The sequence below is a fragment of the Lentilactobacillus parafarraginis DSM 18390 = JCM 14109 genome (assembly GCF_001435895.1).
Taxonomy (GTDB): Bacteria; Bacillota; Bacilli; order Lactobacillales; family Lactobacillaceae; genus Lentilactobacillus; species Lentilactobacillus parafarraginis.
The window spans coordinates 30424-49732 of the sequence record NZ_AZFZ01000015.1 but is presented as its reverse complement, the minus strand read 5'-3'; the positions used below and the strand labels follow the sequence as shown (position 1 = coordinate 49732).

The following is a 19309-nucleotide window of genomic DNA, read 5'->3' as shown; positions in this document are numbered from 1 at the left end:
ATATTTACTTTAACTTTGGGGGTACACCTCACAAGCGAAAGTGGGGGCGGCGCTTCATTGCGGCGTCGCTAATTGTTATTTTTCTGTTATCTGAAGTTATTTATAACGCCCAGTATTTGCAGGGGGCCCTGCTGAATCAACCACTGACGATTTCTCATCGCGGAGTGGATGATGGCAACGGCGTCCAAAACACGATTCCTGCACTGAACCGAACCAGTAAGGAACATCCGAATTTTGTGGAAATGGATATTCATGAGACTAAGGATCACCAATTTGTCGTGATGCATGATGAAAATTTGGCTAATTTAGCTGGCGTTAACGCCGCACCTTATCAGCTCACGCTCCAGCAAATGACCAGCATGAAGGTTCATGAAAATGGGTATACCGCCCACATTGCCAGCTTTGACCAGTATTTAAGAGCCGCTGAGCGTGATCATCAAAGACTGCTGGTGGAAATTAAGACAACCTCCCACGATAGTCCAAATATGCTCCAATTGTTTATTCACCGTTACGAACGGCGGTTGCTGCACGATCATGATCAGATTCATTCACTGGATTACCACGTGATTAGCGGCCTTAAAAAGCACGCGCCAAAATTATTCGTTAGTTACATTTTACCGTACAACTTTTCGTTCCCAGAAACCAAGGCCAACGCCTACACGATGGAAGAAACGACTTTAAACAGCCAGTTTGTATCAGAAGCTCATCGTCGTAACCAGTGGGTTTACGCCTGGACGGTCGATGATTCTGATGACATGACCAAAATGCTATTCCTAAACGTTGATGGCATTATCACCGACAATCTTTCGGAGCTGCAGGCGACTATCAAATCGACGTTTAACCATCCCAGTTATGCGCACCGGCTGCTCGTTTATTCCAATGAACTGCAAAATGAGAGTCCCGCAAACTAGTTAAGCATCGTAGGTCATTTTAAAGAGAAACCGGCGGGCGAGTTCGACCAGAATGGGCGTCATTGGCGTTGAGAGATCCCGGTAATTGCGTTCCATAAATGGTTCGAATTTGTTGAGGGCGCCTTCTTCGAGCTTTTTATTGTCGGTTAACAAATGGCGTAAATCAATCGTGAATTCCTGGAGAGTTACCTTGTCGGTTTCGGTTTGCATTTTACATTTGCAGGCGATTAGTTGCGTGAGGTAGCCATCATAAGCGGTGTCCGAACTGTGTTGCGTTCGCTGGCCCAGATCCGCGTGAATTGACTTACTTTCTTGAACTTTAAGCGCTTGCAAAAATTTAGACCCTTTAGGCGTGAGCCACCGATCAGCGTGATTGTTAAATAAATTTACCCCATCCACGAAGTCGACGTCCAGTGTGACCGTCAATATGGCTTCGTGTTTTTGGTCCATTTTCAGTAATTCATGGAGAATTTCTGGCGCCGAGTAGTCATTGTTTTTGCCAAATTCAATCAGTTGGCGGATTGTCTTCAAATTTACTTGATTAAGCTGCGTTTCCAAATAACTTAAAATAAATTCCCGTTTCTTATTTTGACTGTTCAATTGACTGCACCCCATTCGTAAATTGACCTAACTGTGAAATAGTTTCATTTGAATATCCTGATCGTAGTTCCCAAATCCGTGGCCGAAAATCGTGCAGCCACCATTGTGCTTGGCGTCTGGTTTAATCGCAAACCGGACGGTGAAGGTTGGTTGGCGCCAATCCAGGTCATCGATTGAAATGTCGGTGAATGGCTGGCCGTCCAAATAACTGCCGTGATTGGTGATGCGCACAATCTTCAATTGACCGTACTGGTTAACATTATCCGGGACCCAAGCCGGGGTGTACTTCCCACGAATGTCGGAGAAATCACCCGGACTGGTCCAGGTACCGATTTCAGTCCCGTTGATCGAAAATGTGATATCTGAGGGCCAAACGTTGTTGGAAAAGGGAAATTCGGATCCCAGTTCCATGGAGAGGTCCAGCATTTCCAGTTTGTCCTTACCTTCAAGATAGTTGGGAAATTGATATTCCACAAATCCGTTATTCCACCAAATCATGCCAGCTTTAATCCGTTCCGGACTCATAAAGTAGGTCGGATTATCAACCTTACCAATATAGTCGTTTTTACCGGCAAGCCCGCACGATGGGGTGACGGAATAGTCCGGGAACTGGCCAACGGGGACTTGAGTGTCGTAAACGGCAAAGGCCGGATAAATCGTTTTCGGGAAGTGGATGTTAATGTTATCGACCTTCAGATAGGAAATCTTTTTGTGACCCTGCCGCTCAAAGCCGATGACCCCAGCATCGGCAAGTTTATTCAAATGCATCAAAATAATTGCCGGACTAAGGTCGATTTTCTTTGCTAACTCCTGAACACTCATCCGTTTTTCGGAAAGAGCTTGAATAATGTCAATTCTGACTTGACTTGCAAGCGCTTTATAAACTTCGAGTGAATCACGAGAGATGTCTAAATCCATGGGGCATCACCTTTCACTACCTATTTTAAAATATTTCGTCTTAGTTTTACATATTTACCAGGTGTTTTAGGACGTTTATCAGATAAACTTTATATTTATGTGAATCTTCCCAAATGAAACCGCTTAATTCGGTGCTTATGTTAACAAAAGCCTGGTTCTATGTCAAAAGGAAGCCAAAGTTTTACAAAAACCATTGTAATCGGTTTCTAAGAATCATATTATCAAAATGTGCACAAGGGAAATAACTAATTAGTCAAATTTTAGACGTAAGGAGATTTCCAAATGAGTGATTCAAAAACACCTGAATACATCAACCCGTTGATTGTGCAACGCGCTGATCCATATATTTATAAACATACCGATGGCTATTATTACTTTACCGCCTCGGTGCCCGCGTACAACTTGATCGAAATTCGCCGTGCTAAGACGTTAGCCGGTCTCGCTCATGCCGCTCCCCGGACAATTTGGCGCAAACATGAAAGCGGTCCCATGAGCCAATTAATTTGGGCACCGGAAATTCACTATATTGATGGTAAGTGGTTTATCTACTTTGCGGCGGCGGAAACTACCGCTTTGGATAAGCTGGGGATGTTCCAACACCGGATGTTCTGTATCGAATGTGATGCGGAAGATCCAATGCGAAGTGAAGACGACTGGTTTGAGCATGGTCAGGTTGAAACTGGCATGGACAGCTTCTGCCTTGACGCAACCTGCTTCCAGCATGATGGCAAATTGTACTACGTTTGGGCGCAAAAAGATCCTGATATTAAAGGAAATTCAAACTTGTACATCGCCGAAATGGCAAACCCTTGGACCCTCAAGACTAAACCAGTGATGCTGTCAAAGCCTGAATTTGACTGGGAAACGATTGGCTTTTGGGTCAATGAAGGCCCCGCAGTCATTCACAGAAACGGGCGGTTCTTCTTAACTTATTCGGCCAGCGCGACGGATGAACACTATGCAATGGGGATGTTAAGCGTTCCTGATGATGCAAATCTATTGGACGCCAGCAAGTGGACTAAGTCAAAGAAGCCGGTCTTTCAAAGTGATATGGCCACTCATCAATATGGGCCGGGGCATAACTCATTTACGGTTGCCGAAGATGGCAAAACCGACATTTTGGTTTACCACTGCCGTGACTATACCGAAATAAAGGGTGACCCATTATACGATCCGAACCGGCATACGAAAGTTCAGCCGTTTACGTGGAATGCGGATGGGACCCCTCATTTTGGCAAGCCCGTTCCGTACAACTACGATTAGTCGGGACTTACAACAATTGACTATTTTTTAGGAGGCACATATTATGCAAAATAGTGCACAAGCACCACAAAAAAAGGGGAGTAAGCACTTCTGGGGCTTTCCATTTACCCACTTTACCTACTTCTTCATGTGGCAAATTATTTTTGGGTATTTAACCCTTTGGATGGAACAAGTTGGGCATATGAATGGCGCTGAAGCCGGCGTTGTATTCTCTGCAATGGCCGGGTTGTCATTACTGTTCCAACCCGCATTTGGTGTTATTTCTGATAAGCTTTTATTTAAGAAGAATCTGTTATTTACCATTTCAATTGCGGCGATGCTGATTGGACCATACTTCCAGTGGGTATTTCTGCCATTGATGAGCATTAACTCAATGTTAGTTGCCATTGTTACTGGGATCTACCTTTGCTTTATCTTTAATGGTGGGGTTTCAGTTATTGAACAATATGTTCAGCGTGCCAGCTTGGCCAACGGCTTTGAATATGGTCACTCACGAATGGGTGGTTCATTAGCCGGAATGGTTGCGTCATTTGTCGGTGGCCAAATTTTCCTGTGGCAACCGAACTCAATCTTCTGGGCATGTACAATTTCCGCAACCATTTTAACTGGACTGCTTCTGTTCAGTGATAAGGTTGATTTGGAAAATGCTTCAGCAGCCGGTGATACTTCGAATTCACTGGATCTTAGCTTGATTGGAAAGATTTTTAAGTTAAAGAACTTCTGGTACCTGTCCATCTTCTACATTGGTACTTCAGCTATTTACGATGTTTTTGATCAACAATTTATCATTTTCTTCAAGTCGTTCTTTAATTCTGCAGCTGCCGGAACCCAGGCATACAGTTACATGACGACTGCTCAAATCGGCTTGGAGTTCTTGCTCATGTTCCCAATGCCTTGGATTATTAACCGCATTGGTTCTCGAAATGGGTTGATTGCGTATGGTGTGATTCTTGCCATTCGGATTGTCGGATCAGCATTATCACCAAGTTTGATCTGGGTTGTTTTCCTACGGTTGTTAGCCGGATTCGAAATGCCATTAGTATTGGTTTCTATCATGAAATACATTGCTGGGGCCTTCGATGTTCGGGTTTACGCCACGGTCTATGCCCTTGCGTCAAACTTTGCTAAGCAAATTTCAGTCTTTATCTTCTCAGCCGTTGCCGGTAATTTGTACGATGCCATCGGTTTCCATCACACATATTTAATTCTTGGTGCAATCGTTGCCGTTGTCACTTTATTTGCTGCCTTTGCTCTTAAGAAAGAAAATCCAGTTCAAGCCGGAGAACGTGACGAATCAGGGAAGGCTAAATCTTAAGGTCACTTACGAACCCCAATTCATAAAAACCTGAAGAGATGGTTCCTGACAATCAGGGATCAGCGACACTTCAGCCCCTCTCACCGAACGTGATTCGAATTCACGCGACTGATTCGATACTAAAAACAAGTTCCACATTTTAAAATGCGGAACTTGTTTTTTCATGTCTCATTTTGAGCGGTGGTTTTCAGAATTTGTCATAAATGATTGGCGGCCCTTCCGATGGGAACCCATGACATATTGAAACAGCCAAACAAAGTTAAATTGTGACATCAGCAGCGAAATAAAGATGACCCCGCCGCCAAGCAGCAGCTGGGGGGTTAACGGTTCCACGCCTAATGACACCGAGAAGATACTGGCAAAAACCGATTCCAGCATCAGAATCAGGCCAGCGGAAATGCTATCTGTAAAGCGTTGACCAACAATTTGGAGAATCTGACCGCCAAACGATGCAAAAACGGCCAATAGGATAATTGGCATCACCACTTGCGGCCAGATAATCCTGGCATAACTGGCGTGTTCAAAGCTCACGGAGTACCCCAAGCCAAATACCGTTTCGCAGAGCGCGGTCATGAAAGCAATGACCATTGGGCGAGCCCTGCCGGTTGCATACTCCAGAAAGACAATTTGCAGGGCACAGAACAACGCGGCCGTGATGGTGAGGCCATCGCCGCCATGCAGCTGAAAGCCGCTTTGAAAGACGCCGGTAAGGATCATCATCCCAAATAAACAGAGAAATGTTGAGAAGTACGCCTTCTTTGCCGGCCGTTTATGCAGGATCAGCCAGGAAACAAACGGGACCATCACCACATAACTCGCGGTTAAGAACGCGCTGTTGCTGGGCGTCGTGAATTTAAGGCCGATGGTTTGCAGCTGAATGACACAGAAGTAGAAGAAGCCAATCGCAAATCCGAGTTTGAATTCAGTGCGGGTCATGTGGTTGATTTGGCGGTGAAAGAATCCGTAGACCAATGCCAGAAAAATGGCACCGCGGATGCCGTTTAGAAGGCCCGCCGGCATCCCGGCCCTGGTGGTGACTTTTATCATGGTGTAGCTGGTTCCCCAGATGAGTGCGGCCAGCAGCAGTAAGCCATTGGCCTGAGATTTATGTAAATGCACGGTATTTCCCCTGATTTCTTAAAATTGATAACCACCTAATATGGTAACTAAAATGTTCCCAAAATAAAAGAGCCGCTTGACCGGCCCTGCGAACAATTATTAGGATCGCTGATAAACTTTGGTTCCGCCAATCCAGGTTTGATCAACGTGCACGTTTTTGAGTTCTTCTTTTGGAACCGAAAAGATATCTTCATTCAGTACCACAAAGTCCCCAGCAAATTTGGGCTGCAGTTGCCCGTTTAACGTGAAGCCTCCGGCTCGAGCGGCGGTATTCGTATAGGCCAGAACCGCTTCGGGAACGGTGATGGCTTCATCCAAATTCACCACATCGCCGTTGGCGGCCTTACGGGTTACCGCCGCATAAATTGCGACAAACGGACTGTCTGGTTCGGCCCATGGCGTACATGGCGCGTCGGAACTGAGGGCCATCATCGCCGTCGTGTTGAGCATCGAGTTGATTCGGTAGGCGTTCTTAAACTGTGAAGCTGATAGGAACTGGCGGTAGGACTCATCTTCGGCAAAGAAGAAGATCGGTTGCGTGATAAGGGCGTAGTTCATGCGGGCGCGGTTAATTTCTCGCAGCATCTCATCCGACAGCAACGTGGCGTGCTCAATGCGAATGGAGGGCCGATCGGTCAGCCATGGGGTTAAATCAGCGGTAATGTCGATGATCAGCTGGACGGCAGCGTCGCCCATGGCGTGAACGGCAAGCTGGAGATGATGTTCAGTGGCGTACCAAACTGCCCGCTTTAATTTGTCGGCGTCCGCCAATAGCACGCCGCTTTGCCCACTTGGGTACGGCTGCTTATTGTACGCCGTCTGCCCGGAAATGCTGCCATCCATAAAGAGTTTAATGCCGGCAATTCGCAGCTGATCGTCACTGGTTGGGGTCACAACTTGGCCGGGCATTAACTCGTCAAAGACATAGTAAATGGCTGTCTTGGGCTTAAACCCGTCATACACGGCATCTTGATAGAGGCGCATTGAATCGTACGGACGGAAGCGGCCCATTAATTCGCCGATTCCAACAATGCCATTTTCAAGGTAGTGTGGTGAGCTGTTCACCATATTCTGGACGTCAGTATTGTAACTTTGACTGGACTTAGCCGTAATTAACAGCTGCGTGGCGGCCACTTCCTTCATGTAACCATTCGGGCGCCCATCGGCAAAGTGACCGATTAGGCCGCCAACCGGATTCGGCGTGGTGGCATCAATTCCGGCCAGTTCAAGGGCCCGGGAATTGCCAACCGACGAATGGCAGTCGGAGCGATAAATGAAGATGGGCTGGGTGGTTGACACTGCGTCCAAGTCATCCCGATTCGGTGATCGATGCTCAGCCAACTTAGTTTCATCAAAGCCCCAGCCCTCAATCCAGGTTGTGGCGTCTTTGCCATAAGCCGGCGATTTTTTTAGGGCGGCGACCATGTCTTTGATGCTGTTGACATTGGGTGGGGTGCAGGCGACCCCGTGCAGGGCGTCGGCAATGTATTTCGGATGGGTGTGCGGATCGATAAATCCTGGCAGAACCGTTTTGCCGTGCAGGTCAATCGCATCAGGATCGGTGACCTCACTGGTTTCACCAACGTGGGTGACCAAGCCATCCTGAATGTTCATGGCGCTGGCAAACGTGGTGGCGTTCGTTCCGAGAAATATTTTTCCATTTTTAAAGGTTGCCATGATGATCCTCCAATCCATTGAGTTTCCATCGTTATTAGTATTAATTATTAGGGTATTTTCAGGGAATTGCAACCGTTCGGCTTGTGATTAACGCGGAAAATGGCTGTTTTTAGGCCGTTGACATTAGAAAATGATTAGAATACTATTAAGACATTCTGCTTTTATGAGGTGATAAAATGGATTGGAATGCCAAACAGTACGATCATCAGCACGACTTTGTGTTTAAATATGGTTCAGCACTGCTGGGATACTTACCGCGCTCAGCAAGTACCGTCTTGGATATTGGGTGTGGGACCGGTGAGCTGACCCATCAAATTCAGCAATTAGGCCATCGCGTTACCGGCATTGATCAGTCAGCGGCGATGATTCATCAGGCCACTTACCAGTTCCCGGAAGTGAATTTTCAACAAGGGGACATTTTACATATGCCAATTGCACCAGCTTCTTATGATGTGATTTTTTCAAACGCAGTCTTTCATTGGATTGCCGATCAACAACACTTAACGCGAATTCTTGAATTAGCTTTGAAGCCTGGTGGCCGACTGATTTGTGAATTTGGGGCTCAGGGAAATATCAAGGCAATTAGTGATGCTTTTGGTACTGAACTTGCCGCCATTGGAAAACGGTATCGATCACCGTTTTACTTTCCGAGCGTGCCGGAATACACGCAGTTGCTCAAAACGCGCCACTTTATCATTGTCAAGGCCCGCGAGTATCCCCGGCCAACGGTTTTGAAAGGTGGCTGGCAGGGATTGCGAAACTGGATTCGCCAATTTTTTGCCGCTGATTTGGCAGAATTGCCCAATGCTGATGAGATTCTTGATAATATGGAAGCACGGCTAAAACCAATTTTGTGGCGGGGGGATCACTGGGAAGCTGACTATCGGCGCATCCAAGTGATCGCCCAAAAACAATCCGCATTTTGAAAAAGGAAGTTAGAATCGTGCAATCACTGGAATCACATACGCTGAACGCATTTTCAAAAAACATTGAATTAACCAAGCACCAAAAGACCATTCTTGATCGGATGACCGCCTTTACGCGGGATCATTTGAACCAGGACGGTCACGCGGTGTTTGTTTTGATGGGGGACGCCGGGACCGGTAAAAGCTTGATTTTAAACCAGCTATTTACCGAGCTTGCCCAAACCGTTGACGACGCATACTTTTTAGTGAACCATCCGGAACTTCTGAAAGTTTACCGAGAATTGGCCGGGGAAACGCCGCACATGCTCAAAAAGTATTACCAGCGGCCGACCAGCTTCATTAACAAGGTTCATAAACAGGGGAAAACGGTCAATTTAACGGTCATTGATGAGGCCCATTTACTGCTGAGTAAGCCGGACCACTACAATAATTACTACGGTGATAATCAGCTTAAAGATATCATTAATATCAGTAAGGTGACCATTGTGGTGTTTGATCCACATCAGGTTTTGCGAACCAAGAGCTTTTGGACCAAGGATCGACTACTGAAGCTCATTGAACCGTACCCCCATGACTTTGTGCACTTGAAGGAACAGTTCCGGATGCAGGCCGGACCAAAGCTCATGGACTGGTTGGATCACTTCGTCGACGGGGATGTCATTGGCCCGGTTCCAGACGAGGGCGGCCAGTATGACTTTCAGGTGTTCGCTGATGCCGAGAAACTATTTCAAACGATTATCAAGAAAAACAACCGCTACGGCCTGTCACGGATGACGTCAACCAGTGGGTATCCCTCGACGCTTGATGGTGGCAAGCACCTCGTTAATGAAGGGAATTTTCACCTGCCGTGGGATCAGTACAACTTTACCAGTACGCCGTGGGCTGAGCAGCCGCAAACGATTAACGAAGTTGGCAGTATTTACACCGTGCAGGGATTTGACTTGAACTACATCGGCATTATCATTGGGCCGCCATTTTACCTAACCGCTGATCATCGCCTGGGGGTTGACCCCAGTAAGGTGACCGACGTGGAAATTTTCAAGCACCGTTCGGATTTGCAGGGCAAGGATTTTGAAGCCAGTAAGGAAATTCTCCTGCGCAACTCGCTGAACGTTTTATTGCGACGGGGAATTCGGGGGATGTATATCCATGCTCATGATCCGAAACTGGAAGCGTGGCTGGAAAAAATGGCGGCGGATTAGGCGGTTATAATTAATTGACAACCTTCTTTATAATCGATATTCTTAAAATTAAATCAGATAATTATTGAAGGAGTTAACACGTCATGAAAAGAGGAACCCTTTACACCCTTGTGGTGATCATTGTTCTGGTTGTGATTGGTGGTATTTACTTCCAAGTCAATTACAGCAAGACACCTTACTATGGTCAAGTTGGTAAGCTTGATCATACTGAAAAGGCCCCCAAGGGTTATCCGGATACCGACTATTATGAAATTACCGGATACGATAAGAACGGCAAGGCAAAACATCTCGAGGTTGGCACGTATGGCGGCCAGAAGTTTACCAAGGGCCACTACATTACGATCTTTTGGTCAAAGGCCCAGGGCGTTGCCTCGTATGAACGGACCTATTGGAATAAGATTCCAAAGAAGGCCCGGGTTCATCTGCCTCAACCAAACAGTCAATAACGTTGGTGCCGACAGGCTGTGAAAATTAATTTTTTTGAAAGCGGGAATGGCTATGCGAATTAACGTGTTGCAGCACACCCCCAACGAGGGACCGGGATCCATTCAAGCGTGGGCGCATACCCATCATCACGAACTGTTTGTTTACCATCCCTATCAATTTGGCTTCTTACCGAAGGCTTCCGAAACCGACATGCTGGTCATCTTAGGCGGGCCCATGAGTCCAAATGACGACCTCCCTTGGATTCCGGCGGAACGTGAGTTGATTAAGACGTTATTAGGTCAGAACAAGCCGATCTTTGGCGCGTGCTTTGGCGCCCAACAAATCGCAAAGACGTTGGGCTATCAAGTTAAAAAGGGCCCGGCCAAAGAAGTCGGCTGGGCGCCGGTCTATCGCCAATCGGCTATCATTCCCGGGATTCCGGAAAAGCTGACGGCTTTGCACTGGCCGGGTGGTTGGATTGCAGTTTCACTTTGAGCCGGAACCTGATAATGTGCGTGAGATGGTGGTTAACGACTTTCCGTACATTGATGGCTCCGTGTTCAAACAAACGGCTGCCGATATTTTAGCGACGCCAGTGCCAGCTGAGAATCAGCGGGTGATGTTTCGAATACTGGATTATATCAGTGAGTAGAGTGAGAAGTGATTGTTTCGTCAAAAAAATTGGAACAATTAATTTAGCAGTTTATCCCTTTATCCCAATTTTCTTTTCTACATTTAACTTTGTTATTTTTTAGCCAAAATTGTAATTATTTTTTAAAATGCCTAGAGATCATTTTTTGGTCACAAATTTTAAGGAGGGAACGCAAACGTGAAACCCATTCAAATTGGCGTATTAGGGATTTGTCTATTTTTCGCCGGTCTTAAGGGACTTGTTTTTTCTGGGGACTATCCTACCTCCTTACAAAAATTGATTAGTATTGTCGTGATGAGTGTTGGATTAGTATTGTCTGGATATGCCTTAATTCTTTATAAGCTTCGAAGGCAAAACAAATAGTAATTATCACTAAAGTATCAAATTCAGCGTTCTCTCGTTACCAAAACAGGGTCAGACAATGTCGTGGGAAAGCCTCACGTTGTCTGAACCCTGTTTTGGTTTTAAAACTAAATCATTGAAATAAAATTATTCAAAAAGTGCAGTGCAATATTGTAACGAATATCCCGGAAGTGCATGTAGGTGTATGAAAGAAAACAGCCTAATCCGGAATACATGAGCCAATTAATATCAAAGTTCAGTTCGTGGGCGAAGCCAAACAGCAGGCCACTGATTAACACGGCGAGCACGTTATTCAACCGGTTATCGCGATTAAAGAAGTAGTTCATAAAGATTCCGCGGAAAATAAGTTCTTCAAAGATTGGGGCGAGGACCACTGAGAAAATGGCATTCCAAAGCGGCAACTTTAACTGATCGGCTTCGACGGCTTTCTGGTTGTTCGGGGTAATCAGAATATGCTTGGAAATCAAGTAGCTCCATATCATTTGAAAGGCCACCATCAAAATAAAGATGACCAGTAACTGCACAATTCGCTGTGAAGTGACCCGCGTTCGGCCAAAGTGCCGGGGGTTGGCGGCTGAAAGCTGCTGACCGTAACGCCAGGCAATCAACGAGAGGGCAATTGCGGTGACAATCAGGGCAATTCCCAGCATGTGGTGCGCAACAAACTGGTTGTTGGCGTAATCCCCGGCCACTTCGAGGGTGCCGGATGCTGCCAGGTAGACGATCAGAAAGCCCAGCCACTTGACGATTTGCCAAGATTTTTTAATGGGATAGTAGTTTAACATGTTATCTAAATTCGTTCACTTCAATCCGGTTCTTATCAGGATCTAGAATCGTGATTGAATTAACGTTTCTCCTGTTCTCTGTTTTTTCGGTGGGTTCGTCAACGATGGTCACAAAATAGTTAATGAGGTGCGCTTTGATATCTGCCATTGAATCCTTGGCAATGAGGCCAAACGAGATTGGTGTCACCTGGTCGACCACTTTAAAGTCCAGAAACATTTTTCGCAGGTCAGCGCCCATATCGCCGTTTGGCAGCGTGATCATTGGCAGGTCAAACACTTCGTGGTAGAAGCGGCGGCTGACTTCCTGATTGGAGATGGGGATGGTGATGTATTCAATTTCTCTGATGTTCATTTACGAATCCGTCCTTTATCTTTTGTAATAGTCCCATTATATCCTATGCGCCATTGATGCAAAGAATTTTTGCGGATTCTTAACCGGTTGATTGACGTCCTGGGAAATAACGTGTAACGTAATAGATTGTATGCTGTCAATCGACTGAAGAATTTAAACACGAGGTGAACACATTGCCATTACTATCAGTTTCAAATCTTTCAATGAGTTTTGCCGAGAAAGATTTGTACAAGGACGCCGAATTCACGCTGGAAAAGGGTGAACACATGGGCGTCGTCGGTCAGAACGGGGTTGGTAAATCAACGCTTATTAAGATCATCACCGGAAGCGAACTGCCCCTTTCCGGCGACATTAAGTGGCAGAAGAACATTAAGATTGGTTACTTGGACCAATATGCCGATGTCGATGGGGATAAAACCCTGATCGACTTTTTAAGAACGGCGTTTGCGGATTTATACAAAACCAGCGATCAGCTGAACCAACTTTATAACGACTACGCGAAGAATGCTGACGATAAATTATTGGAGCGGGCTGGCAAGCTCCAGGATATCCTGGATTCCAGCGACTTTTATAATATCGACACGCGCATCGAGCAGACCATCACCGGCTTAGGATTGGATAACATTGGCCGGGATCATTTGGTTGGCAAGATGTCGGGTGGGCAGCGTTCCAAGATTATTTTAGCAAAGATGTTGCTAGCTGATCCGGATGTCATCCTGCTGGATGAGCCCACCAACTATTTGGACGTTAATCAGATCACTTGGTTAGTGGATTATCTGAACAACTTTCAGGGAGCCGCAATGGTGGTTTCTCATGATTACGACTTTCTGGACCAAATTACCAACTGTATCATTAACGTGGCCTTTGGCAAGATTACCAAGTATCGGGGTAGTTTCAAGAAAGCCATGCGCCAACGCAAGGAACGCGAAGAATTTCAGCAGAAACAGTACGATAAGCAACAGGTTGAAATTGATAAGGCGGAACGGTTTATTCGTAAGAACAAGGCCGGATCCAAATCAACCATGGCGAAATCACGGGAGAAGAAATTGGCCCACATGGACAAGATCGATCCGCCTTCGACGAACATTTCAGCCAGCTTCAACTTTCCGTATGAAGATACCGGTTCTCACGAAGCCTTGACGGTCGATAAGCTGTCAGTTGGGTATAACAAGCCGCTTCTGGCACCGGTGACCTTCACGATTTCGATGGGCGAAAAGGTTGGCTTTAGTGGTTTTAACGGGGTTGGTAAGTCAACGTTGATTAAGACCATTTTGAACCAGCTGCCGGCAAAGGGTGGGACCGCCAAGTTCTCCCCGTCAGCGATTCTGAATTACTTTAGTCAGGATTTAACCTGGGATAACAATCGAATGACGCCGATGCAGATTATTTCGGATAAGTATTCGAAATTAAGTCAGCGGACCATTCGGACCAAGTTGGCCAAATGTGGTCTGGATGCCGAAAACGCCATGAAGCCGATTCACGAGCTTTCTGGTGGTGAGCAGACCAAGGTTAAGCTGGCCATGATGGAATTTGTCCCAAGCAACTTTCTGATTATGGATGAGCCCACTAACCATTTGGACGAGGAAACCAAGGAAGCTCTGAAACGGGCGATTGATCGGTTCCCCGGCAACGTCATTATCGTCAGCCATGAGAACAGTTTCTACGACGGGCTAGTTGACAAAGTACTGAACGTTGAGAAGTTGAGCTTGCGTGAACGGGCGAAGAGTGAAATGGAATAATGATTTGAATAGTTTGAACTGGCATGGCCGCTTTTGGGGGCCATGTTTTTTTGTGTTTCATCATTCGTGATTGATAATTTAAATGCTAACTTCTATAAATAAAAAGTGCTAGGATGAACTTGTATAAACCGGTTATATCATTTACCGGGCGAATAGTAGATATGCTTTATACAATATTTACTGTAATGGGGGTAAGTTTATGGAAAATAATCGACCATCTCATACAATCGTTAGCGAACTGCTTTGGGCAGCGCTAACCGTTCTCTTGGTAACGATTGGATTTAATGTGACTGTGGAGGCGGATTCATCGGGGAATTCGTTCATGGATAGTGGACAAGTGCCAAATCGACAAGTCGTTAACGCCAACGGCTTGGCACATAAGCTTTATTTTGGGTTGAGCAACGGAGAAAAATCAAATTTCGCTTAAGCAAACTCGGATACAAGTCAGACGCCGGACACATCAATTATTGATAAGGCCGGCATTGATTCGAATCATCCACTAACAATTAATTTTGAAATTACCGATAATACAGACAAGGATGATGATAAAGTTGATGAGATTTTGACGTTACCAAATTATCAGAATCCCTATTATCCTGATCCAAATCCCTTACCAACACCGGCAGAAACTGGTGGTACGCACGGGCCGGTTACCATCACGAATAACGCTGATAATAGTGCCCTGACGCTTCAGAGTTCTGATGGAAAAGGGGAGTATGGCCATTTTGTGAATTGGAATGAGCACGACTGGAAAGATGACGATGACGACAGTCAACCTGATCGAACGACTTTTTCTTGGTCTAAAGTTGAGTGTTTGAAGGTCTTGGGGACTCTCAAGGCCCACACGACCTATGCATTTTCAATCGCGCTTAATACCAACGACGTTGATGTAAATAGTGCGCATCTCTTTCATGTGCAGAATCAATCATATATCTATGAAAATTACAATAGTCTCATTCCTATCACCGCCTACGCTCGGGTTGCCAAAAAGGTTGATCTATCCGGTAAGTACTTAGCGGTCACTCAGAACCAGGCCAAAACCGGCTATACACCGCTAAAAGATATTCAAAATCAAATGCCGACGATTGATGCCAATAAGGAAATCTTCTTTGATAATTTTGACGTTTATAAGGGCGAACCCATTAACGGCAAGGATCAGGAGCAAAAACTCAGCACGCTTTCAACCACTGGGTATACCGGATCACCTTACTACATTGATCTATCTAAATTATCACCGCTGATGAAGAACTTAGCGACGAATGACGGCTATTCCGCCATGCATGCCAGTGATGGTACTTTGGAAACCGCCTATACGTACCCGATTACGCCGGCACCGGTATTTACCAGTGCTGATGGGAAGACAACCCTTCAGCCATTGGATAAAAACGGCGTTGGTAACTTTTATCTCATGTTTGATAAGATTCCAAACTGGGTTAAGCCGGTAACGCCGGCCAATTCCGGATCTGGATCTAATTCTAATTCGGTGACGACTAATCCGACACCGACGACCCAACCCAGTCAGAATAGTGGCGCAACAACGCCGACAGTGACCCCAACGCCGAACAATTCGACGTCGACGGTGGTCTCAAACTATGCGGAAGTTAAGGGAGCCGTTGTTTATGGGATCAAAGGTCTGTACATGTATCGCCACCCAACGTTCGCGAAGAACCAGCGGATTGCGCGTTATCCAAACCAAAAGCGCCCTAATCGGCCAATGTTTGAAATCATGGGGTATGCCCGTTCAAATGGCGGCGCCTTGCGCTACAAAGTGCGTGATCTGAATCACGGCACGAAATCGTTTGGCAAGATTGGCTACATTACCGCCAATGACAAATTCGTTGTGAATGGCTACTATCAAACCATGCCAAAGAATAAGCGGATCACGGTGATTGCCAAGCACGGTGTTTATCAATACCGAACGAGTTCCCTGAAGAACCGTGGAAAGCATGATCGTCAGAACGCCCACCTTAAAGTGGCAAAGTTGGTTCATTATCACTTAACAACGCGTTATCAGTTGACGAACGGCCACTTTGTTTCAGCAAATAAGCGGTTAGTGATCCAGGGACTTCACTAACGAATGAATCCCGATTAGAGGAATTGAATAGAATAGACGACAAAAGAGCAGGTACGTTATTTGCGTACCTGCCCTTTTGAGTGGCAAAGTTTCTAAGCTGCTTCGTGACGCATCTTCAAATCAGCTTCAATTTTCGGCTGCATCTTATCAAACTTGTAGAAGTACATCAGAATTAACCCGATGCCAAAGCCAATGAACGGAACCCAGACAAAGTTCATCTCAATTGCCTTGAGGGCTTGCGCTGTCTGCGCGTGGTTAGCGACATAGCCGTTCATGCTGAGCAGAAAGCCGGTGACAACGCCGCCCATGCCCATTCCTAGGTTGGAAGCGATGCCGGAGAATGAGGTGACCAGGCCTTCAGCGCGGACACCGTTCTTCCATTCACCGTAGTCCACGGTGTCGGCCAACATCACTGGCAACAGACCAGCGAAGAAGCCGTTACCGAAGTAACCCAGAATGGTGGCGCCGGCAAGGATTGGCACGTTCATCATTTTGGCACCAACGCCCAGAATTAATTGACTGATAACACAGAGCCCCAGGCCAATGACCATCGTGCCTTTCTTACCAAAGTGGCGGGTTAGGAATGGCGTGAAGACGATCACAACAAGTGAGAGCGCTTGCAGTCCAAGCATGAATGAAGCCAAATCGGCATTGTGCATGTTGTACTTGAAGAAGTAGACCGTCACTTGAAGCTTGGTCTGCATGCCGATCCAGAAAAAGAAGTACATCAGGGAAATGATCATCCATGGCCAGTTGCCTTTAAGCGCCTTGGCCGACTGTTTCAACGTTAATTTTTCTTGGTGACGCGGGTGAACCCGTTCACGGGTGTTCTTAAAGGTTAGGAGCAGGAGAAATGCCGTTAAAATGGCGACAATAATCGCCGTGATCAGAAAGCCGCGCTTGTCATTGCCCTGACCCAGCAGGGAAACGGCAGGCAGCACCATGATTGAAATCAGGGTCGCACCGGTAGTTGCCAGTACTTGACGGACGGTACTGAATCGCACCCGTTCCTGAGGATTGGCGGTCAAACTTGGCAGCATTGACGTGATGGGGATGTTAATGCCGAGATAGAGAATATCAATGGCAATGTAGGTTACATAGGCCCAGACCAGCTTTCCAAGCGGTCCGAGGGGAACTGACGAGAATGCCAAGATAAAGAAGATTGCGTAGGGAATTGAGAACCACAGGAAGAACGGCCGACTCTTGCCCCACCGGGTATGGGTGCGGTCAATCATGATCCCCCAGGTTGGGCCAGAAATCGCGTCGACAATTCTGGCGATGAAGAACAGGGTACCGATTGCCCCGGCGGCCAGGCCGAAGACATCGGTGTAGTAGTACATCAGGTACGTGCCGACCATGCCGTTGGCAACGTTACAGGCAAAGTCACTCGCCCCGTAACTGAGACGTTCTTTGTTGGTGATGTTTTCGTTAGTTGTGAGTTTATCGGAACCCGCAGGCAATGTTTGTGTCATTTTCATTTTTAATCCTTCCAATCTGACTGACTAATCGACAAGCGATAAGTTGCTGGTGAGCACCTGGGTGGTTTGGCCATCCGGCGTGGTTTCGGTGATGGTGAATTGTTGGGTCTTGAGGTTGGCTGCCAAAGTCGCGCTGGTTTTCCCATCGGCAGATCGCCGGGTGACCTGAATCTCGGTTTCGCTTGGCTGCTTCACATCGATGGCGCCGTCAAGGTCAAACGCGGCACTCTTGTTTCTGAACTTCAGCAAGTTAAACAAGGCTTTAACAACCGGCCGTTGGGTTTGCTGGTCAATTTCATCCAGCGAGTAATAGTGCCGGTTGATATTGCGGCCTTCCTTGGTCTTTTCCAGCAGGGCCAAATCATTCTTGCCGGCTAGTAACCCCACGTAGTAAACCTGAGGGATGCCGGGGGCGAATACCTGAACTGCCCGGGCAAGCAGGTAAGCCTGATCATTGTCGCCAAGGGCTGAGTAGTAGGTGGTGTTGATTTGGTAAACGTCGAGGTTGTGGTAGGCGGTACTTGAGTAAACCTTCTTGACGTTGGCACCAACCTTATACATTTCTTCCTTTGTGTAATCCATTTCGTCATCGGTCAGGATGTCCTTGGCATCAACGACGCCGATGCCATCGTGGGTATCAAGGGTGGTAAACTGCTTCATCGGACTATTCTTGAGCCACCCGGCGAGCCGATCGGTCTTACCGGAATACAGGCTGTACAGGGTCACGATGGGTAAGGCGAAGTCGTAGCTGAAGTAGTCGTGGTCGGTAATCTTGCGAACAATGTGATAATTTTCGTGGATTTCCGGCAGCAGCATCGTTTGTTTCGGGGCGGTAATCTGATTGATTTCTTTGAGGAGATCCCAGATTTCTGGTTCAACGAAAAAGTCGTTGGTGTCGAGCTTTTTAACCGCGTAGGCGAACGCATCAAGCCGAATAATGGATGCCCCCTGATCCATCAGGAAGTTGAGGGTATCGGAAATAAATTGCTTAGTGACTGGCTTGGTAACGTCCATGTCGATTTGGTCTTCGCCAAACGTGTTCCAGACGGCTTCTTTCTGACCGTCGGCAAACGTGACTGTTTGGACCGGGGCCTTTGGCTTGCGCTTATAAATCAGGTCGATATCGGCTTGGGTTGGGCGGCCCTTTGGCCAAAATTCGTTCCAGTGAATGAACAGGTCGCGGTAAGCGGAAGCGTTGTGTTTTTCCTGAAAGTCCTTAAAATAGTGGGATTGCTTGGAAATATGGTTGACCATAAAATCAAACATCAGGTAGTAGGATTGTGCCAGCTTGCGGACGTCATCCCAGTCGCCAAATTTGGCATCGACCTTCGTGTAATCCATAGGTGCAAAACCACGGTCGGCTGACGATGGGAAAAATGGCAGGAGATGAACGCCGCCGACAACGCCTTTCAGGTGCTTATCGAGGACGGTTTGGAGGTCCTTGATGTTATTGCCGAGACTGTCGGGGTAGGTGATGAGCATTGCTTTATTTGTTAATTTCATGAGTTA

At 46.7% G+C, this 19309-nt stretch carries 17 protein-coding genes and 1 pseudogene; 10 read left to right on the top strand and 8 right to left on the bottom strand.

The window, feature by feature from the left end; translation table 11 throughout:
* On the top strand, positions 1–911 hold a 911-nt coding region (locus FD47_RS05440; protein ID WP_235806058.1), incomplete at its 5' end, for a glycerophosphodiester phosphodiesterase.
* Here the strand turns inward: FD47_RS05440 and FD47_RS05435 are convergent.
* Together FD47_RS05435 and FD47_RS05430 are read right to left on the bottom strand one after the other, a co-directional pair.
* A complete protein-coding gene (locus FD47_RS05435) occupies positions 912–1511 on the bottom strand; it encodes a hypothetical protein (protein WP_225425073.1) in 600 nt (199 codons plus the stop codon).
* A gap of 27 nt (positions 1512–1538) precedes the next feature.
* Complete coding sequence (locus FD47_RS05430; protein ID WP_054733720.1) at positions 1539–2429, bottom strand: ArsR/SmtB family transcription factor; 891 nt, start codon at positions 2427–2429, stop codon at positions 1539–1541.
* A 282-nt stretch (positions 2430–2711) separates the two neighbouring features.
* Here FD47_RS05430 and FD47_RS05425 point away from each other — a divergent pair, with 282 nt between their 5' ends.
* Positions 2712–3692, top strand: coding sequence for a glycoside hydrolase family 43 protein (locus FD47_RS05425; RefSeq protein WP_008211381.1), 981 nt, complete (start codon positions 2712–2714; stop codon positions 3690–3692).
* Between the two features lie 43 nt (positions 3693–3735).
* Entirely contained in the window at positions 3736–5007 is a 1272-nt protein-coding gene (locus FD47_RS05420; RefSeq protein ID WP_008211382.1) for an oligosaccharide MFS transporter, read from the top strand.
* 168 nt (positions 5008–5175) lie between these two features.
* On the opposite strand, the gene FD47_RS05415 is transcribed toward FD47_RS05420, so the two are convergent.
* Entirely contained in the window at positions 5176–6126 is a 951-nt protein-coding gene (locus FD47_RS05415) for a DMT family transporter (protein WP_056980168.1), read from the bottom strand.
* 99 nt (positions 6127–6225) lie between these two features.
* Positions 6226–7803 (bottom strand): amidohydrolase, encoded by a 1578-nt coding sequence (locus FD47_RS05410; protein ID WP_054733711.1) that lies wholly within the window; start codon positions 7801–7803, stop codon positions 6226–6228.
* Positions 7804–7979: 176 nt separating this feature from the next.
* On the opposite strand from FD47_RS05410, the gene FD47_RS05405 reads away from it, so the two are divergent.
* The 4 genes and pseudogenes from FD47_RS05405 to FD47_RS05390 all read left to right on the top strand — a co-directional run bounded on the left by FD47_RS05405 (position 7980) and on the right by FD47_RS05390 (position 11009).
* Positions 7980–8729: a class I SAM-dependent methyltransferase gene (locus tag FD47_RS05405; RefSeq protein WP_054733708.1), complete on the top strand. Its 750-nt coding sequence runs from the start codon at positions 7980–7982 to the stop codon at positions 8727–8729.
* 17 nt (positions 8730–8746) lie between these two features.
* A complete protein-coding gene (locus FD47_RS05400; protein WP_054733705.1) occupies positions 8747–9931 on the top strand; it encodes a DUF2075 domain-containing protein in 1185 nt (394 codons plus the stop codon).
* 83 nt (positions 9932–10014) lie between these two features.
* A complete protein-coding gene (locus tag FD47_RS05395; RefSeq protein ID WP_054733701.1) occupies positions 10015–10377 on the top strand; it encodes a YxeA family protein in 363 nt (120 codons plus the stop codon).
* A gap of 52 nt (positions 10378–10429) precedes the next feature.
* Positions 10430–11009: pseudogene (locus FD47_RS05390) on the top strand (type 1 glutamine amidotransferase).
* Between the two features lie 470 nt (positions 11010–11479).
* Here the strand turns inward: FD47_RS05390 and FD47_RS05380 are convergent.
* Positions 11480–12157: a CPBP family intramembrane glutamic endopeptidase gene (locus FD47_RS05380; protein WP_054733695.1), complete on the bottom strand. Its 678-nt coding sequence runs from the start codon at positions 12155–12157 to the stop codon at positions 11480–11482.
* A 1-nt stretch (position 12158) separates the two neighbouring features.
* Complete coding sequence (locus FD47_RS05375; protein WP_008211392.1) at positions 12159–12509, bottom strand: VOC family protein; 351 nt, start codon at positions 12507–12509, stop codon at positions 12159–12161.
* A gap of 203 nt (positions 12510–12712) precedes the next feature.
* Between FD47_RS05375 and FD47_RS05370 the strand changes: the two genes are divergently transcribed.
* The 3 genes from FD47_RS05370 to FD47_RS15015 all read left to right on the top strand — a co-directional run bounded on the left by FD47_RS05370 (position 12713) and on the right by FD47_RS15015 (position 16322).
* Positions 12713–14248 carry an ABC-F family ATP-binding cassette domain-containing protein gene (locus FD47_RS05370; RefSeq protein ID WP_054733729.1) on the top strand — a complete coding sequence of 512 codons (1536 nt, stop codon included), beginning with the start codon at positions 12713–12715 and terminating at the stop codon, positions 14246–14248.
* A 199-nt stretch (positions 14249–14447) separates the two neighbouring features.
* The gene (locus FD47_RS05365; RefSeq protein ID WP_054733692.1) at positions 14448–14675 is read left to right on the top strand and encodes a hypothetical protein; all 228 of its coding nucleotides are present in this window, start codon (positions 14448–14450) and stop codon (positions 14673–14675) included.
* Between the two features lie 135 nt (positions 14676–14810).
* The gene (locus FD47_RS15015; protein ID WP_082620193.1) at positions 14811–16322 is read left to right on the top strand and encodes a DUF5776 domain-containing protein; all 1512 of its coding nucleotides are present in this window, start codon (positions 14811–14813) and stop codon (positions 16320–16322) included.
* Between the two features lie 92 nt (positions 16323–16414).
* On the opposite strand, the gene FD47_RS05355 is transcribed toward FD47_RS15015, so the two are convergent.
* A complete protein-coding gene (locus FD47_RS05355; RefSeq protein ID WP_054733685.1) occupies positions 16415–17800 on the bottom strand; it encodes a glycoside-pentoside-hexuronide (GPH):cation symporter in 1386 nt (461 codons plus the stop codon).
* A 24-nt stretch (positions 17801–17824) separates the two neighbouring features.
* Positions 17825–19303: a sucrose phosphorylase gene (gene gtfA / locus FD47_RS05350; protein WP_054733683.1), complete on the bottom strand. Its 1479-nt coding sequence runs from the start codon at positions 19301–19303 to the stop codon at positions 17825–17827.
* Positions 19304–19309 lie beyond the last annotated feature (6 nt).

Excerpts from the sequence above, each read along its gene's own strand:
- FD47_RS05395 (WP_054733701.1), top strand. The coding sequence starts at position 10,015 with ATGAAAAGAGGAACCCTTTACACCCTTGTGGTGATCATTGTTCTGGTT.
- FD47_RS05410 (WP_054733711.1), bottom strand. The coding sequence starts at position 7,803 with ATGGCAACCTTTAAAAATGGAAAAATATTTCTCGGAACGAACGCCACC.
- FD47_RS05405 (WP_054733708.1), top strand. The coding sequence starts at position 7,980 with ATGGATTGGAATGCCAAACAGTACGATCATCAGCACGACTTTGTGTTT.
- FD47_RS05430 (WP_054733720.1), bottom strand. The coding sequence starts at position 2,429 with ATGGATTTAGACATCTCTCGTGATTCACTCGAAGTTTATAAAGCGCTT.
- FD47_RS05425 (WP_008211381.1), top strand. The coding sequence starts at position 2,712 with ATGAGTGATTCAAAAACACCTGAATACATCAACCCGTTGATTGTGCAA.
- FD47_RS05355 (WP_054733685.1), bottom strand. The coding sequence starts at position 17,800 with ATGAAAATGACACAAACATTGCCTGCGGGTTCCGATAAACTCACAACT.
- gtfA (WP_054733683.1), bottom strand. The coding sequence starts at position 19,303 with ATGAAATTAACAAATAAAGCAATGCTCATCACCTACCCCGACAGTCTC.
- FD47_RS05420 (WP_008211382.1), top strand. The coding sequence starts at position 3,736 with ATGCAAAATAGTGCACAAGCACCACAAAAAAAGGGGAGTAAGCACTTC.
- FD47_RS05380 (WP_054733695.1), bottom strand. The coding sequence starts at position 12,157 with ATGTTAAACTACTATCCCATTAAAAAATCTTGGCAAATCGTCAAGTGG.
- FD47_RS05375 (WP_008211392.1), bottom strand. The coding sequence starts at position 12,509 with ATGAACATCAGAGAAATTGAATACATCACCATCCCCATCTCCAATCAG.
- FD47_RS05365 (WP_054733692.1), top strand. The coding sequence starts at position 14,448 with ATGGAAAATAATCGACCATCTCATACAATCGTTAGCGAACTGCTTTGG.
- FD47_RS05370 (WP_054733729.1), top strand. The coding sequence starts at position 12,713 with ATGAGTTTTGCCGAGAAAGATTTGTACAAGGACGCCGAATTCACGCTG.